This is a genomic window from Rhizobium sp. AC27/96 (genome assembly GCF_001692325.1).
Lineage (GTDB): Bacteria > Pseudomonadota > Alphaproteobacteria > Rhizobiales > Rhizobiaceae > Rhizobium.
On the sequence record NZ_LXKN01000018.1, the window covers coordinates 1,007,857 to 1,025,045 of the forward strand.

The 17,189-nt window shown below is 60.6% G+C and carries 15 protein-coding genes; 11 read left to right on the forward strand and 4 right to left on the reverse strand.

What is annotated here, in order from left to right; genetic code table 11:
• The first annotated feature begins 122 nt into the window (after positions 1-122).
• The 3 genes from ggt to A6U86_RS18290 all read left to right on the forward strand — a co-directional run bounded on the left by ggt (position 123) and on the right by A6U86_RS18290 (position 2,470).
• Positions 123-1,712: a gamma-glutamyltransferase gene (gene ggt / locus A6U86_RS18280; RefSeq protein ID WP_068394116.1), complete on the forward strand. Its 1,590-nt coding sequence runs from the start codon at positions 123-125 to the stop codon at positions 1,710-1,712.
• Between the two features lie 66 nt (positions 1,713-1,778).
• The gene (locus A6U86_RS18285) at positions 1,779-2,024 is read left to right on the forward strand and encodes a type II toxin-antitoxin system Phd/YefM family antitoxin (RefSeq protein WP_068393879.1); all 246 of its coding nucleotides are present in this window, start codon (positions 1,779-1,781) and stop codon (positions 2,022-2,024) included.
• Entirely contained in the window at positions 2,024-2,470 is a 447-nt protein-coding gene (locus A6U86_RS18290; protein ID WP_068393880.1) for a type II toxin-antitoxin system VapC family toxin, read from the forward strand. The genes A6U86_RS18285 and A6U86_RS18290 overlap by 1 nt, the downstream gene beginning before the upstream one ends.
• A 5-nt stretch (positions 2,471-2,475) precedes the next feature.
• Here the strand turns inward: A6U86_RS18290 and rhaI are convergent, their stop codons facing one another.
• Both rhaI and A6U86_RS18300 read right to left on the reverse strand, forming a co-directional pair.
• A complete protein-coding gene (rhaI, locus tag A6U86_RS18295; protein WP_068393881.1) occupies positions 2,476-3,768 on the reverse strand; it encodes an L-rhamnose catabolism isomerase in 1,293 nt (430 codons plus the stop codon).
• A gap of 235 nt (positions 3,769-4,003) precedes the next feature.
• The gene (locus A6U86_RS18300) at positions 4,004-6,100 is read right to left on the reverse strand and encodes a bifunctional rhamnulose-1-phosphate aldolase/short-chain dehydrogenase (RefSeq protein WP_068393883.1); all 2,097 of its coding nucleotides are present in this window, start codon (positions 6,098-6,100) and stop codon (positions 4,004-4,006) included.
• Positions 6,101-6,308: 208 nt separating this feature from the next.
• Here A6U86_RS18300 and A6U86_RS18305 point away from each other — a divergent pair, with 208 nt between their 5' ends.
• The 8 genes from A6U86_RS18305 to A6U86_RS18340 all read left to right on the forward strand — a co-directional run bounded on the left by A6U86_RS18305 (position 6,309) and on the right by A6U86_RS18340 (position 14,947).
• Positions 6,309-7,121: a DeoR/GlpR family DNA-binding transcription regulator gene (locus A6U86_RS18305; protein WP_068393884.1), complete on the forward strand. Its 813-nt coding sequence runs from the start codon at positions 6,309-6,311 to the stop codon at positions 7,119-7,121.
• Positions 7,122-7,174: 53 nt separating this feature from the next.
• Positions 7,175-8,170: a rhamnose ABC transporter substrate-binding protein gene (rhaS, locus tag A6U86_RS18310; protein ID WP_068393885.1), complete on the forward strand. Its 996-nt coding sequence runs from the start codon at positions 7,175-7,177 to the stop codon at positions 8,168-8,170.
• A 73-nt stretch (positions 8,171-8,243) separates the two neighbouring features.
• Positions 8,244-9,779, forward strand: a complete 1,536-nt coding sequence (locus A6U86_RS18315; protein ID WP_068393887.1) for a sugar ABC transporter ATP-binding protein — start codon at positions 8,244-8,246, stop codon at positions 9,777-9,779.
• 10 nt (positions 9,780-9,789) lie between these two features.
• The gene (locus A6U86_RS18320; protein WP_068393888.1) at positions 9,790-10,794 is read left to right on the forward strand and encodes an ABC transporter permease; all 1,005 of its coding nucleotides are present in this window, start codon (positions 9,790-9,792) and stop codon (positions 10,792-10,794) included.
• The gene (locus tag A6U86_RS18325; protein WP_068393889.1) at positions 10,791-11,804 is read left to right on the forward strand and encodes an ABC transporter permease; all 1,014 of its coding nucleotides are present in this window, start codon (positions 10,791-10,793) and stop codon (positions 11,802-11,804) included. The genes A6U86_RS18320 and A6U86_RS18325 overlap by 4 nt, the downstream gene beginning before the upstream one ends.
• A complete protein-coding gene (gene rhaM / locus A6U86_RS18330) occupies positions 11,801-12,127 on the forward strand; it encodes an L-rhamnose mutarotase (protein ID WP_068393891.1) in 327 nt (108 codons plus the stop codon). Before A6U86_RS18325 ends, rhaM begins: the two co-directional genes overlap by 4 nt.
• On the forward strand, positions 12,124-13,503 hold the full coding sequence (locus tag A6U86_RS18335) for an FGGY-family carbohydrate kinase (protein WP_068393892.1): 1,380 nt from the start codon (positions 12,124-12,126) through the stop codon (positions 13,501-13,503). Before rhaM ends, A6U86_RS18335 begins: the two co-directional genes overlap by 4 nt.
• A 337-nt stretch (positions 13,504-13,840) precedes the next feature.
• The gene (locus A6U86_RS18340; protein ID WP_068393895.1) at positions 13,841-14,947 is read left to right on the forward strand and encodes a branched-chain amino acid ABC transporter substrate-binding protein; all 1,107 of its coding nucleotides are present in this window, start codon (positions 13,841-13,843) and stop codon (positions 14,945-14,947) included.
• Between the two features lie 85 nt (positions 14,948-15,032).
• Here the strand turns inward: A6U86_RS18340 and A6U86_RS18345 are convergent, their stop codons facing one another.
• Positions 15,033-15,857 (reverse strand): sugar phosphate isomerase/epimerase, encoded by an 825-nt coding sequence (locus A6U86_RS18345; protein ID WP_068393897.1) that lies wholly within the window; start codon positions 15,855-15,857, stop codon positions 15,033-15,035.
• Positions 15,858-15,886: 29 nt separating this feature from the next.
• Complete coding sequence (locus tag A6U86_RS18350) at positions 15,887-17,062, reverse strand: dihydrodipicolinate synthase family protein (RefSeq protein WP_068393898.1); 1,176 nt, start codon at positions 17,060-17,062, stop codon at positions 15,887-15,889.
• Between the last annotated feature and the right edge of the window lie 127 nt (positions 17,063-17,189).

Here is a 17,189-nt window from a genome sequence, read left to right on the forward strand (position 1 = left end):
GGCGCCTGAAAATTGCAAGACCACAAAGCTCGGCACTTCCATGACGATGAAAAGACCTTAAAACACTATCGACGCCGCGCCCTGCGCGGATGGACGCAAGGCAGATAGAGGACGTCGACGACATGCAGCAGCGAGATTTTTTCAAGCCCGGCCGTTCGGTCGCCATTTCGGACAAGGGCATGGCCGCAACCTCGCACCCCCTGGCGACGCTCGCCGCCGTCGACATTCTCCGCGCCGGTGGCAATGCCGTTGATGCCGCCGTTGCCGCAGTCGCGCTGCAATCAGTCATCGACCCGCACATGACCGGCATTGGCGGCGACTGCTTTGCCCTTTACAGCGCTGGAGGCAGCATGCCTGTCGCGCTTAACGGCTCCGGCCGCGCTCCGCAAAAGGCCAAACTTGACTATTTCCTCGAACAGGGCTTCACAGCCATCCCCGACGATAGCGCGCATGCCGTCACCATTCCCGGCGCGATCGACGCCTGGTGCCGGCTGATCGGCTCCTACGGCCGGCTCGGCATGGACCGCGTCCTGGCTCCGGCCATCGCCGCCGCCGAGGAGGGCTATTGCATCACGCCGCGCGTCGAGCTCGACTGGCATCGCTATAGCGACCGCGTCGCCAAATATCCGGGGGCTGCCGCCTATTTCCTGCCCAATGGCCGCGCGCCCCGAACCGGCGAACGCATCACCAATCCCGCTCTTGCCGCGACGCTGAAAGCCATCGCCAGGCATGGTCGTGACGCCTTTTATCGCGGCCCGGTGGCCGAAGAGATCACGACGCTGCTCAAATCTCTGGGCGGTCTGCACGAGGAAAGCGACTTCGCCGACTTCAGGGCGTTCGAGACCAAGCCGATCTCGGGCAAATTTCGCGGCCATGATCTCGTGGAATGCCCGCCGAACGGCCAGGGCCTGGCGGCTCTGCTGATCACCCGCATCCTCGACGGCTTCGATCTTCGCGACCCCAAGCTTTCCGAAGCCGATCGCATCCACCTGCATGCCGAAGCGACCAAGGCCGGCTATGCCATGCGCGATCAGCTGATCTGCGATCCGGACCATGTCACCTTCGACATCGACACACTGCTGTCGGATCGCTCGATCGAAGCCATGCGGGCAAAGATCAGCCTCGAGCGCGCCGCTGACACCAAAATCTGGGATGGGCCGGAGCATCGCGACACGGTCTATGTCTCGGTCGTCGATCGCGACGGCAATGCCATTTCGCTGATCAACTCCGTCTTCATGGCTTTCGGCAGCGGCATTTACGCACCGCGCTCGGGCGTGCTCCTGCAGAACCGCGGCGCCGGCTTCGTTGTCAAGCAGGGTCATCCCAACGCCATCGGCCCCGGCAAGCTTCCCTTCCACACAATTATTCCCGCGATGCTGATGCAGAACGGCAAGGTGCGCATGAGCTTCGGCGTCATGGGCGGGCAATATCAGGCAGCCGGCCATGCCCATATGCTGACGCAAGTCCTCGACCGCGATCTCGATCCGCAACAGGCAAGCGACCAGCCACGCAGCTTCTCTTTCGGCGGCAAGCTGTCACTCGAGCCGACGATATCGGAAGAAACGAAGCGAAATCTCGAACGCCGCGGCCATATCGTCGAATGGGCGGACGAGCCGATCGGCGGGGCGCAGGCGATCATGATCGATCAGGAGCGCGGCATCCTGCTCGGAGGCTCCGACCACCGCAAGGATGGGATTGCGCTCGGTTATTGACAGCAGAGATTGACGGGATTTCACTAGGCGCTTATATTATGACCATACTAGTCATATAGGTGATCCGTGAGAGAAATTCAGCTGAAGGACGTGAAGGCAACACTTTCCGCCGTTGTCGATGACGCTCTCGATGGCAATGGCGCTGTCATCACCCGCCATGGACAACGCACCGCCGTCATCATTTCCTATGACGAGTATCAAAAACTGAAGCAGGTTCCGTCCTTTGGCTGGTTGCTCACCAACGCCCCATTGGAAGACGACGATCTGCCCGCACGCAAGCCGGGCCGATCGCTGCGCGACGCCGACATCTGATGTATCTCCTTGATACGAATATTATTTCGGCAACATCGCCGTTGCGGGCGCAAGATCTATTGTCACAGGCGGTTCGGGCTTGGATCGCGGCGCATGCCGATCAATTTTTTCTGTCCGCCGTCACCGTTGCTGAAATAGAAGCCGGCATCGCGAAGGCCCAACGCACAGGCGCCAGCAAGAAAGCCAGTCTGCTTGGTGAATGGCTCGAACTTACTCTTCATCTCTATGGTGAACGTATCCTAACGCTCGATACGGCGACCGCGCGCATTGCCGGCCGCCTGTTCGATCAAGCAGTCGGGCGCGGTGGAGACCCTGGGTTCGAAGATGCAGCCATTGCCGCAACGGCGCTGCGGCACGACTACACGGTTCTCACCCGGAACCTGAGGCACTTCCAGCTAATGGATGTCCGATCACTCGATCCGTTCGCCAATCCGCCGGAGCTATAAGGCTCTCAGATAATCCCGCCGCTGCCGCCAACCGAGGCCGGGCGTTCGCCGGCAACCTTCTGGCGATAGCCGCTGGCCCGATAAGTCGCGACCGGATCGATGGCGCCGCCGGCGCGGCGGCGGGCTTCGGCCAGGATCGGCTCGACATCGGCGCGATAGGCGCGCTTCAGCGTTTCCGACGCCATCAGCGCATCATTGGCGTCCTGATATTCGGCCAGCGCCTTGCGGTCGACAATGAGTGCCTGGGCATAGGCACGGCGGATCTCGTTGGCGCTGGAAATCAGGCTTTCGATCGGGTCGGTAACATTGTGCGACTGGTCGATCATATGCGCCGGATTGAAATCGTTGACGCCGCGCCGTTCGGCATCGACCAGCTCGTTGAAGACGAGAAACAGGCGGTAGGGCTCGATAGCGCCGGCATCGAGATCATCGTCGCCATATTTGGAATCGTTGAAGTGAAAGCCGCCGAGCTTGCCGAACTGGATGAGGCGGGCGACGATCATTTCGATATTGGTGTTCGGCGCGTGATGGCCGAGATCGACGAGGCAGTGAGCTTTCGGGCCCAGTGTCTGTGCGATCAGGTAATTGGTGCCCCAATCCTGCACGATCGTCGAATAGAAGGCCGGCTCATACATCTTGTGTTCGGAGAACAGCCGCCAATCGTCAGGCAGCGCCTTGTAGATATCGGCCATGGCGGCGAGATAGCGCTCGAACGCCTTGGTGAAATTGCTCTGGCCGGGGAAGTTGGAACCGTCGCCGATCCAGACCGTCAGCGCCTTGGAGCCGAGCGCCTTACCGATCTCTATGCACTCGATATTGTGCTCGACGGCCTGGGCACGGGTTGCCGCGTCGACATGGCTAAGTGAACCGAACTTATAGGAATGCGCCTGGCCGGGCGCGTCGGAGAAGGTGTTGGAATTCATAGCATCGAAGCCGAGGCCAAGCGCCTCCCCCTTGGCCTTCAGCTCCTTCACGTCTGCCTTGTCCCAAGGGATATGCAGCGAGACTTTCGGCGTCGCCCGCGTCAACTGCTGAATGACCGCGCAATCGTCGAGCTTGTCGAAAATGCCGCGCGGCTCACCGGTGCCGGGGAAGCGGGCAAAGCGCGTGCCACCGGTGCCGACACCCCAGGACGGGACGGCAACGAAAAATTCGGAGACCTTCTTCGTAACGGCCTCGATATCGACGCCACGGCGGGAAAGCGTGGCGCCAAGCGCCTCGTAATCAGATTTCAGCGCGGCGGCGCGCTTGTCGTTTTCGGCGGCGACCAGATCCGTCGCAATTCTAAACTCGGCCATTCTTTCCTCCCAGATACGTCATTCGAAATCTTATAGTACGATCACCTGCAAGCCATCACCCGCCCTCGCCCTTCGAGGGCCCTGCGGGCCACCTCAGGGTGAGGGCTGATCTTCCCGTCAGCCAGCGCAAATGCCGCTCCACCCTCATGGTGAGGTGCGCTGCCGCAAGAGCGAAGCGATGGCGGCAAAGCCTCGAACCACGAGGGTGGTCCCGAGGCCGCCGCTTCCCCTGTAACTACCGCGTAAAGCTCTGCGCGTTGCCGGCATCAACGTTGATGATATTGCCCGTCGACTTGGCGGAGAGGTCCGAAGCCAGGAAATAGATCGCTTCGGCAATGTCCTCGGGGAAGACATTGAGCTTCAGCATCGAGCGCTTGCGGTAATGCTCTTCGAGGTCGTCCACCTCGATCTTCGATGAGGCGGCCCGCTGTTCTCGCCATTCGCCGTTCCAGATCTTCGAGCCGCGCAAGACCGCATCCGGGTTGACCGTATTCACACGAATACCGGCGTCCGCGCCTTCCAATGCCAGGCAACGCGCCAGATGGATTTCGGCAGCCTTGGCCGTGCAATAGGCCGCTGCATTCGGCGAAGAAGCAAGGCCGTTCTTCGAGGCAACGAAGACGACGTTGCCGCCGAGGTTCTGACGACGGAACAGGCGGAAGGCTTCGCGCGAGACGAGGAAATAGCCGGTCGCGAGAATGTCGATATTGCGGTTCCACATCGAAAGTTCGGTGGTCTCGATCGGCGCCGACGATGCGATGCCGGCGTTGGACACCAGAATATCGATGCCGCCGAATTCGACACAGGCCTCGGCGAAGGTGGAAATGACGGCGTCTTCCTTGGTGACGTCAAGCTTGACGCTGCGCACCGCATCGGCACCGAATTTCTTGCTGAAATCCTCATGCGTGCCCTTGAGCGCCGCTTCGTCGATATCTGCCAGCACCACGCAGGCACCCTCGCCCACCAGGCGCGCCGCCGTAGCGCGACCGATACCGCCGGCACCGCCGGTGACGAAGGCGACCTTGCCTGCAAGGCTCTTCGGCTTCGGCATGCGCTGCAGCTTTGCCTCTTCCAGCAGCCAATATTCGATATCGAAGGCTTCCTGCTCCGGCAGGCCCTGATATTCGGACACCGTGGATGCGCCGCGCATGACATTGATGGCATTGACGTAGAATTCGCCAGCGATGCGGGCGGTCGCCTTGTCACGAGCAAAGGACAGCAGGCCGACGCCTGGCACCAGGAATATCACCGGGTTCGGATCGCGCATGGCAGGCGAATTGTCGTGCTTGCAATCATTGTAGTAGCGCGCGTAGTCGGCGCGGTAGTCCTCCAACGCCTTGTCGAGGCCGGCGATGACGGCATCGACGTCTGGCTTGGCCGGATCGAAATCGACGATCAGCGGGCGGATCTTGGTGCGCAGGAAATGATCCGGGCAACTCGTGCCGAGCGCGCCGAGCGGACGAAGATTGTTCGAATTGACGAACTCCAGAACTGCATCCTGATCGTCGAAATCGCCGAGCTTGCGCTCTGCCTTGCCGATGCGGCCGCGGATCTCGGGCATCAGCCGCGCTGCGATCGCACGGCGCTCCGCCTGTGACAGGCTCTGAACGGCGGCACCACCGAAGATGGTCTTGCCTTCGGTCTTGGCGGCAAACCATTCAATCGCCTTGTTGATGATGGCAAGCGTCAGCTCGTAGCAGGCCTTGGCATCATTGTCCCAGGTGAAGAGACCGTGGCTTTCAAGCACGACGCCCTTGGCATTCGGATGCGCCTTGACGAAGGCTTCGAGATCGAGGCCGAGCTGGAAGCCGGGGCGGCGCCAGGGCAGCCAGCCGATGTCGTCGCCGAAGATCTCCCGCGTCAGTTCGCGCGAGTTCTTCGAGGCGGCGATGGCGATGATGGCATCGGGGTGCATGTGGTCGACATGGGTGAATGGCACGAAACCATGCAGCGGCGTGTCGATGGAGGCGGCGCGGGCATTCAGATTGAAGGTGCAATGCGGCAGGAAGCCAACCATGCGGTCTTCGTCGGCAACGCCCTTGTAGATGCTCTTCAGGCTGTCGAGCTTATCCTGGTAGAGCGTCGCGAAGCCGTCGAGCTTGATGGTGCCGACATCGCCGCCAGAGCCCTTGACCCACAGGACCTTGACCTTCCCTCCGGTCAGAGGATCGGTTTCCATGACCTTGGCCGACGTATTGCCGCCGCCGTAGTTGGTGATACGCTTGTCGGCACCCAGCAGATTCGACCGGTAGAGCAGTTTGCCCGGCTCATCGAGGCCATCAGCATATGCATCATCCCAACGGTTCTTCAGAAGCTGAACGTCAGCCGCCATGTCATCCTCCCTTGAAAATCAAGTCTTGCGAGCGGACCGGAACATGATGGCACCACTCTTTGTGAGCAGGATATCGCTCACGTACAGTCACCTTGTCAATCGAAAACGATCATAATCAGCAATGCTGCGATGCAATATGAAAGTTTATGATCGTTTATGATTGACACCTTGTCATAATTGCGAAATAACCCCCAACAAGGAGGAGCCGATGCACGAACGTGAACGCCATCGCATTATTCTGAGCGCCGTACAGGAAAAGCCTGTGGTGACGATTCAGGATATTTCCGAGCTGACAGAGGCTTCGGAAGCGACGATACGCCGTGATATCGCCGCCCTGCATGTGCAGGGAAAGATCCGCCGCGTCCGTGGCGGCGCAGAATCAATCCATCCCGCGCAGCTCGGCAGCCTGGCCGGCCGACCCTTCCGCGTCTCGGAATCGGTCAATATCGATAAGAAACGCGCAATTGCGCGCAAAGCGGCTGAATTATGCAATCCGGGTGATGCCATCATCATCAATGGCGGCACGACCACCTTTCAGCTCGTGCATTACATCTCGGCCTTCCGGCTGCAGGTGATGACCAATTCCTTCGCCATCGCCGAACATCTGGTCAAGCATTCGAAAAATACGGTGACGGTGCCGGGCGGCGCGATCTATCGCGAGCAGAGCCTCATCCTGTCGCCCTTCGACAATGACACGACCCGCAATTTCTATGCGCGTCGCATGTTCCTCGGCGCCCAGGGTGTCGGCCCGCTTGGTATCATGGAAGCCGACGGGCTGCTGATCCAGAGCGAACAGAAGCTGATGCGCCAGGCCGATGAACTCATCGTCATGGTCGACTCCAGCAAGTTCCGTCAACGCTCGAGCCTGATCCTTTGCCCACTCGAACAGGTGACGACGATCATCACCGATGACGGCATTTCGGCAGACACGGTGCGGATGATCGAGGGAGCCGGCGTGTCACTGATTATCGCAAATGTTTCGGCTGAGGCCGAGGAGGAAGATTCCCCGTCGGTCGCATAAGGGATGCGGCTGTGATGGGGTGAGCATAGCCTATCAACTTGGGAGGAAGAGACATGAATATAGCAAAGAAACTGGCGATCGGCGTCGCGCTTGCCGCGACACTGATGGCCGGGACCGCCAGTGCCAAAGACATCAAGATCGGCCTCGTGGTGAAGTCGCTGGGTAACGGCTTCTTCGAAGCCGCCAACAAGGGCGCACAGGAAGCCGCCAAGGATCTCGGTGGCGTGCAGGTGATCTACACCGGCCCGACCTCGACCACGGCCGAAGGCCAGATCGAAGTGATCAACTCGCTGATCGCGCAGGGTGTCGACGCCATCGCCATTTCCGCCAACGATCCCGATGCAGTCGTCCCGGCACTCAAGAAGGCGACACAGCGCGGCATCAAGGTCATCTCCTGGGATTCCGGTGTCGCAAAGGCCGGCCGTATTCTGCAGCTGAACCCCTCCTCGAACGAGCTGATCGGCAAGATGTGCCTGACGCTCGCCAAGGATCATCTCGATGGCGGCAAGGGCGATTTCGCCATCCTGTCGGCCACGACCACCTCGACCAACCAGAACATCTGGATCGGCGAGATGAAGAAGCAGCTCAAGGACTTCCCCGGCCTCAATCTGGTCACGACAGTCTATGGTGACGACCTCTCGGACAAGAGCTATCGCGAGGCACAGGGCCTCCTGACCTCGCATCCGGAAGTCAAGGTCATCGTCGCTCCGACGACCGTCGGCGTGCTCGCCGCTTCGCAGGCCGTCAAGGATGCCGGCAAGATCGGCAAGGTCTACGTGACCGGTCTCGGTCTGCCGTCCGAAATGGCCGGCGCCATCAAGTCTGGCGCGACGAAGGAATTCGCGATCTGGAACCCGATCGACCTCGGTTATTCGGCAACGCAGATCGCCTATCGCCTCGTGAAGGGTGAGACCGACGGCAAGCCGGGCAGCGAGATCAATGCCGGCCGCATGGGCAAGATCAAGGTTGGCGAAAACGGCGAAGCCGCCATGGCCGATCCGTTCGTCTACAACGCCACGAATATCGATCAGTTCTCCAAGGTTTTCTGATCGAAAATCGTATCCACAGCTCTCCGGCGGCGTCAGCCGCCGGACCTGGTTTCATTGATCCGGTATATTGCTGATGACCACTGTCCTTCAACGACCCGTCACGAACGCAGCAGCCGCAAGTGACACGGCCATTCTGGAAATGCGCGGCATTTCGCAGATCTTTCCCGGCGTCAAGGCGCTGGATGGCGTCAGCATTTCTCTCTACCCCGGCAAGGTGACCGCTCTCATCGGTGAAAATGGCGCCGGCAAATCGACGCTGGTCAAGATTCTCACAGGCATCTACCGCCCGAACGAAGGCGAGATCCTGATTGACGGCAAGCCGACCACCTTTGCCAATGCACAGGCCGCCATCGATGCCGGCGTTACCGCCATTCATCAGGAGACCGTACTTTTCGACGAGTTGACGGTTGCCGAGAACATCTTCCTCGGGCATGCGCCGCGCACGTCATGGCGCACCATTGACTGGAAGACGATGAACAGCCGCTCGAGGGAGCTGCTGGAATCGCTGGAAAGCGCCATCGATCCCTCAACCCGGCTGAAAGATCTTTCCATCGCACAGCGCCACCTCGTCGCGATCGCCCGTGCGCTGTCGATCGATGCCCGCATCGTCATCATGGACGAGCCGACGGCCGCACTTTCGCGCAAGGAGATCGACGATCTCTTCCGCATCGTCGAAGGGTTGAAGGCCAAGGGCAAAGCCATCCTCTTCATAAGCCACAAGTTCGATGAACTCTACGAGATCGCCGACAATTTCGCCGTCTTCCGTGACGGTCGCGCCGTCGGCCAGGGTAAGCTCAAGGAAACGCCGCAGGACGAGATCGTCCGCATGATGGTCGGGCGCGATGTCGGAAACGCATTTCCCAAGGTCGCCGTAGCGCTCGGAGAAACTGTCCTCGAAGTCGATAGATACTGTCACCGCACGGAGTTCCGCGACATCTCCTTCAAGCTCAGGCGTGGCGAAATCCTCGGTGTCTACGGCCTGATCGGGGCTGGGCGTTCGGAGCTTTGCCAATCACTCTTCGGCATCACTAGTCCAATTTCCGGGCGCCTGACGCTTGATGGTCGTGAAATCCAGGTGCGCTCGCCGCAGGACGCCATTCGCGCCGGCATAGTCTACGTGCCGGAAGAGCGCGGCCGTCATGGCCTGGCGCTGCCGATGCCGATCTATCAGAACATGTCGCTGCCCTCGCTCGGCCGCACCTCGCGCAAGGGTTTCCTGAAGGCGGCCAACGAATTCGCACTGGCACGCAAATATGCCGAACGCCTCGATCTGCGCGCGGCCGCACTTTCCGTGCCGGTTGGCACGCTCTCGGGCGGCAACCAGCAGAAGGTGGTCATCGGCAAATGGCTGGCAACGCAGCCGAAGATCATCATCCTCGACGAGCCGACAAAGGGTATCGACATCGGCTCGAAAGCGGCCGTCCACGGCTTCATCAGCGAATTGGCGGCCGAAGGGCTCAGCATCATCATGATCTCCTCTGAGCTGCCGGAGATCATCGGCATGGCGGACCGCGTGCTTGTGATGAAGGAGGGGCTTTCGGCCGGTCTGTTCGATCGCGGAGAGCTGACACCGGAAACGCTGGTGCGTGCCGCCACGGGAAATGCATAGGGAGAGCCGGATGCCGCGCATCCTCAAAAGACGAGAAACGCTGCTCTTCGTCATCATCATCGTGATGATCGCGGGCTTCGCAACGCGCGCTGCCGGCTTTGCCGAGCCCGGCAATCTCGCCAATATCTTCAACGACACGTCGATCCTCATCATCCTCGCCTTGGCGCAGATGACCGTGATCCTGACGAAGTCGATCGATCTTTCCGTCGCCGCGAACCTCGCCTTCACCGGCATGGCCGTAGCGATGCTGAACGCTGCCTATCCCGATCTGCCGCTGATCGTTCTCGTCTTGACGGCGATCGCCATGGGTGCGGTCCTCGGCGCCATCAACGGCTATCTCGTCTGGGCGCTGGAAATCCCGCCGATCGTCGTCACTCTCGGCACGCTCACCATCTATCGCGGCATGGCTTTCGTGCTCTCCGGCGGCGCCTGGGTCAATGCGCATCAGTTCACCCCGAACTTCCTCAGCGTGCCGCGCACGCCGCTGCTTGGCCTGCCGGTGCTCGCCTGGATCGGCATCGCCATCGTACTGATCATGTATTTCGTGCTGCGCTACACGCGGTTCGGCCGCTCCACCTATGCCAGCGGCGGCAATCCGGTCGCAGCCGTCTATGCCGGCATCGACGTCGGCTGGACGCGATTCCTCGCCTTCGTCCTCTCGGGCGCGCTTGCCGGCCTCAGCGGCTATCTCTGGGTATCGCGATATGCCGTCGCCTATGTCGATATCGCCAACGGCTTCGAACTGGATAGTGTTGCGGCCTGCGTCATCGGCGGCATCTCGATTGCCGGCGGCGTCGGCTCAGTGGCGGGCGCCGTGCTCGGCGCACTCTTCCTCGGCGTTATCAAGAACGCCCTTCCGGTCATCGGCATCTCACCGTTCACGCAAATGGCGATCTCGGGCACCGTCATCATCCTTGCCGTCGTCTTCAATGCCCGGCGCGAGCGCAATCGCGGCCGCATCATTCTCAGGGATCAGGCGGCGAAGGACACCGCCAGCCATGGAGCAAGCGCATGAGCACCGTTTCGCAAGCACCGACGGAAAAGCGCGCCATTCCGGACCGTTTGGGAACACCGTTCAAGCGCATCCTCGCCAGCTGGGAGACGCTACTGCTTGGGGTCGCCGTCGCGATCTTCATCTTCAACTCGCTGGCCTCGCCCTATTTCCTCGATCCTTTCAATCTCTCCGATGCCACCTTCAACTTCACCGAAAAGGCGATGATCGCCTTTGCCATGGCACTCCTGGTCATCGCTGGTGAAATCGATCTTTCGGTCGCGGCTATCATCGCGCTTGCCTCGACGGCCATGGGCGCTGCGGCGCAGGTCGGCGTCGATACGGTGGGGCTTGTCGCCATAGGGCTTGGGGTCGGGCTGCTCTGCGGCCTGTTCAACGGCTTCCTCGTCTCCGGAATGAAGCTGCCGTCGATCGTCGTCACCATCGGCACGATGAGCCTCTTTCGCGGCATCTCTTACATCGTGCTCGGCGATCAGGCCTACGGCAATTATCCGGATAGTTTCGCCTATTTCGGCCAGGGCTATGTCTTCTGGGTCTTCTCCTTCGAATTCGTCTTGTTCATCGTGCTGGCGATCGTCTTCGCGATCCTGCTGCATGCGACGAACTTCGGCCGGCAGGTCTATACGATCGGCAATAATGACTTCGCCGCACGCTTCTCCGGCATTCCCGTCGAGCGGGTCAAGTTCATCCTGTTTCTGCTCACCGGCCTGATGAGCGGCATTGCCGCTGTCTGCCTGACCTCGCGGCTCGGCTCCACACGCCCGTCGATCGCACTCGGTTGGGAACTCGAAGTGGTGACCATGGTGGTGCTCGGCGGCGTCTCGATCCTCGGCGGCTCCGGCACGATCGGCGGCGTCGTCATCGCCGCCTTCGTCATGGGCCTCGTCACCTTCGGCCTCGGCCTGCTCAACGTTCCCGGCATCGTCATGTCGATCTTCATCGGCCTCCTCCTCATCATCACCATCGCCCTGCCGATCGTCGCAAGGCGCATCAGGACCATGAGTTCCAAATGACCGCAGCCCTCGAACGCCACGCCTTCAAGATGAAGCTCAATCCTGGCATGGAGGCGGAATACAGGAAACGCCATGACGAGATCTGGCCCGACCTAGTGGACCTGCTGCATGAGGCCGGCGCCAGCGACTATTCCATCCATCTCGACCGCGAGACGAACACTCTCTTCGGTGTTCTGACGCGCCCGAGGGATCATAGACTGGCGAGCCTGCCAGGCCATCCCGTCATGAAGAGATGGTGGGCGCACATGTCAGACATCATGGCCACCAATCCCGACAATTCGCCGGTCCAGAGCGATCTCGTCACGGTCTTCCATCTGCCATGAGTGCCGTATCAGCCTATCGCCGCATTGCCGTCATTGACATCGGCAAGACCAACGCCAAGGTCGTGGTACTCGATGCCGAAACCGGTGGCGAAATCGCCGTCGTCAAGACGAGCAATGGCGTGCTGAAGACCAGCCCCTATCCGCACTACGATGTCGACAGGCTTTGGGATTTCATCATCGGCGCGTTGAAGGGCTTTGCAACGGCGCCTGGCTTCGATGCCATATCGATCACCACGCATGGCGCCTCGGCGGTGCTGCTCGATGCAGACGGGCACCTTGCCCTGCCGGTGCTCGATTACGAGCATCTCTATCCGCAAGCCATACAGGATGCCTATAGGCAGTTGCGCCCGGCCTTTGCCGAAACCTTTTCACCACGGTTATCCGGCGGGTTGAATGTCGGCGCGCAGATTCACTATCAGAAGAGCACGTTTGCCGAGGAATTCGCCCGCGTCGCGGCGATCCTTACCTATCCGCAATATTGGGCCTTGCGCCTGACCGGTGTCGCCGCCAATGAGGTGACCTCGCTCGGCTGCCATACGGATCTCTGGAATCCGACCACGGGAACCTATTCCTCCCTCATGGACACGCTCGGCATTCGTACTCTGATGGCGCCGGTTCGCTCCGCCTTCGATGCGCTCGGGCCGGTGCTGCCGGCGCTTTCCGCAGATATCGGGCTTGCGGCGCCCGTCCCGGTCTATTGCGGCATCCATGACTCCAACGCCTCGCTACTGCCGCATCTGGTCGAGAATGAAGCGCCTTTCGCCGTTGTGTCGACGGGAACATGGGTGATCAACTTCGCGGTCGGCGGCGATCTCTTGCATCTAGATCCGCAACGCGATGCCCTTGCCAATGTCGATGCCTACGGCCGCGCCGTGCCCTCCTCCCGCTTCATGGGTGGCCGCGAATTCGAGATCCTGGCCGCGCAAATCGGCACCGCAACTCCGGAGGCAATCGAGGCCGCTCTTCAAGCCACGATCGAGAAGGGCATCATGCTGTTGCCCAACGTCGTCGAAGGCTCCGGACCCTTCCCGGGCAAAAAAATGCGCTGGATCGGCGATGCCTCGGCAACGGATGCCGAACGTCTCGCAGCCGTGAACCTCTATCTTGCCTTGATGACGGAAGCCTGCCTCGGCCTGATCGGCGCCAAGGGACCGATCTTCGTCGAAGGGCCCTTTGCGCTCAATCGCCCCTATCTCGTGGTATTGTCCGCACTGACGAATACCGACGTCATCGCTCTGGCGGGCTCGACGGGAACCAGCCAGGGCGCCGCGCTGCTGACCGGCATCCGCCCGCCGATTGCTGCAGGGAATAAGCCGGTCCGTTCCGAGCTGGCCGGACTGATTCGCTATCGGCAGGCATGGCGCGATGGAGTGTAGGGGTGAGCTTCTGCTACCGTTTCGAGATTTTGCGAGTAGCAACCTCGGTTCGCAACCACTGCCTGTAATATTATAGCAACCATCCCTCGACGAAAAATCGCGAAAAATCGTCAAAATTGTCTTCGCGACGGTTATTTTCTTGCGGAATCGTCGCAATATTCCTACAGAAAATACCCTTATGAACGCTTTCGAGGTCAAAAATGTCCGAAAGCGGGTCATCGGCTTCGATGTCAGTTCTGTCTTCTTTAGGAGAAGCGCCTTACGGCAGTTTGCGCGTCGAGACAGGCGATTGGGCGGGTTCAAAGGGCGCTGCCGCGCCCATCCAAGGAGAGATAATATGAGTCTGAAGACATTGACGGCCGCGACCTTCGTCGCTTCGCTGGCCTTTGCACCTCTCGCACATGCCGATATCACGATCGGCCTTATCGCACCGCTGACCGGTCCGGTCGCCGCCTATGGCGAGCAGGTCAAGAACGGCGCGCAGACCGCCATCGAGGAAATCAACAAGAGCGGCGGCGTTCTCGGCCAGAAGCTCGTTCTGAAGCTCGGCGATGACGCCGGCGATCCGAAGCAGGGCGTTTCGGTTGCCAACGGCTTCGTTGGCGACAGCATCCGCTACGTCGTCGGCCCGGTCACCTCGGGCGTTGCCATTCCGGTTTCCGATGCGCTTGCCGAAAACGGCATCCTGATGGTCACGCCGACAGCAACCGCTCCGGACCTGACCAATCGCGGCCTGACCAACGTCTTCCGCACCTGCGGTCGTGACGACCAGCAGGCTGTCGTTGCCGGCGAATACGTGGTGAAGAACTTCAAGGACAAGAAGATCGCCATCCTCAACGACAAGGGCGCCTACGGCAAGGGTCTGGCGGACGCCTTCAAGGCAGCCCTCAACAAGGGCGGCGTGACCGAGGTCCTCAACGACTCCCTGACCCCTGGCGAAAAGGACTACAGCTCGCTGACGGCAAAGCTGAAGCAGGCTGGTGCCGAAGTGATCTATTTCGGTGGCTACCACCCGGAAGCAGGCCTGCTGGCTCGCCAGCTGCATGACATCTCCGTCAAGGCTCAGATCATCGGCGGCGACGGCTTGTCCAACACCGAATACTGGGCAATCGCCAACGACGCCGCGGCCGGCACGATCTTTACCAACGCAGCCGACGCCCTGAAGAACCCGGCGTCGCAGAGCGCCGTTGCAGCCCTGAAGGCCCGCAACATTCCGGCAGAAGCCTTCACGCTCAACGCTTATGCCGCCGTTCAGGTCCTCAAGGCCGGCATCGAAAAGGCTGGCAAGGCGGATGACGCCGAAGCCGTCGGCGCTGCGCTGAAGAAGGGCGAGCCTGTCGATACCGCAATCGGCAAGGTCACCTACGGCGAAACCGGCGACCTCACCTCGCAGAGCTTCTCACTCTACAAGTGGGAAGGCGGCAAGATCGTTTCGGCTGAATAAGCCATCGAGTTTATGCTTTGAAAATATCGCCGGGCCAAATCATGGCCCGGCTTTTTTATGCTCGATTGCTGTCAGCTGCATTCGCCTAGCAAACGGTGCGGAAACGCTCGACGCAGGTAGACAAAACCTCCTCGCCGGGCTGCTTCCACCAATTATTCTGAGAGAAGATTTCCACTTCCTGCAGACCGAAAAAGCCTGCCTTCTCGATCTCGGCACGGATCGCTTTCAGGTCGATGACGCCATCGCCCATCATGCCGCGATCAAGCAGCAGATCGGTGGTCGGGACCAGCCAGTCGCAGATGTGATGCGCGAGAATTCGACCGCCGGCGCCGGCGCGCGCGATCTGCTCATAGAGCTTCGGGTCCCACCAGACATGGTAGACGTCGATGGCAACGCCGATGCCGTCACCAAGCAGGTCACAGATGTCGAGCGCCTGTTCCAGCGTGTTCACGCAGGCGCGGTCGGCGGCATACATCGGATGCAACGGCTCGATCGCCAGCGGAATGCCGGCGCTGCGGGCATGCGGCAATATCGCCGCGATGCCGTCCGCCACCATCTCGCGGGCATGCAGGATATCTCTCGATCCTTCAGGCAAACCGCCGACGACGAGCACGAGGCAATCGGCATTGAGCGCCGCCGCCTCATCGATCGCGCGCTTGTTGTCGTCGATCGCAGCCGTCCTGCCCTCGACGCTTGCGGCAGGGAACATGCCGCCACGGCAGAGGCCTGTGACCTTGAGCTTGTTGTCAGCGACGATTTTTGCGGCTTCCGAAAGCCCTATCTTGTGCACCTGATCGCGCCATGGCGCGATCGCGACGATATCCTGCTTCAGGGAGGCTTCCACCGCCTGGCGCATGTCGTATTGCTGGCGCACCGTCGCCAGATTGATGGATAGACCTTCTACGGCCATTGCTGCGATCCTCCCCGATCCCTCGTCCGTTAATCGATGCCGACCGTGGCAAGGATCGTCTTCATCCGCCGCACCGCTAGGTCCGGGTCACGCAGGACGCGGGCAGCATCCGAGAGCCGGAAGAGCTCCGAGAGATGCTGGATCGAACGCGTACTCTGCTGGCCGCCAAGCATCTGGAAGTGATCCTGAAAGCCGTTGAGATAGGCTAGAAAAACGACACCGGTCTTGTAGAAGCGCGTTGGCGCCTTGAAGATATGGCGTGACAGCGGAACGGTCGGCGCCAGGATCTGATGGAAGGCATCGAGATCGTTCTGGGCGAGCTTCGCCAGGGCGGCGCTTGCTGCCGGTGCGATGGCATCGAAGATGCCGAGCAGTGCGTGCGAATAGCCTTGCTCATCGCCGGCGATCAGTTCTGCATAGTTGAAGTCATCGCCCGTATACATCTTCACGGCCGGATCGAGCCGGCGGCGCATGATGATTTCCTTCTCGGCCGAGAGCAGCGAAATCTTCACGCCATCGACCTTGGCAGCGTTCTGGTTGATGATCGCGACGGCAGTGTCCATTGCCCGCAGATCGTCAGCCGATCCCCAATACCCCGCCAAAGCCGGATCGAACATCGAGCCGAGCCAGTGGATCATGACAGGCTCCTTCACCTGTCCGAGGATACGATCATAGACGCGGATATAATCGTCCGGGCTCTTGGCTGCAGCGGCAAGCGCACGGCTCGCCATCAGAATGATCCGACCGCCCTGCCCTTCCACATAAGCAATCTGCTCTTCATAGGCACGAATGACATCGTCGATCGTCACACCCGGCCCGGGCTGCAGATGGTCAGTGCCGGCGCCATAGGCAATCAGCGAATCCGACCTGTTGCGGGCTGCCGATTGTGCGTGGGCGATCAGTTCCTTCGCGCCGGCCCAGTCGAGGCCCATGCCGCGCTGCGCCGTGTCCATGGCCTCCGCCACGCCGAGGCCGAGATCCCAGAGATATTCGCGGAACGCGATCGTGCGCTCCCAGTCGATATTGCGATCGAGCCAGGGATCGTTATCTGCCAGTGGGTCGACGACAATATGAGCGGCGGCATAGGCAACACGATTGAACCTGTGGCCGCCGGCCGGCTTTTCCGGAGCGCTCAGAGGCGCATTGCTGATCGTGAAGTCGGCAAGCGTGCCACCGACGGTTGGCAGGCGAAGGCTTCTTGTCATGATCCTATCTCCCTATCACTGGCTCAGCTTCGGCACATCGACCCATCGACGTTCTTGCCAGCTCTGTTGGGCGAGTTCTGCAAGCTGCACGCCCTTGGCGCCCTCGCGCAGGCTGAACTTCCACGGC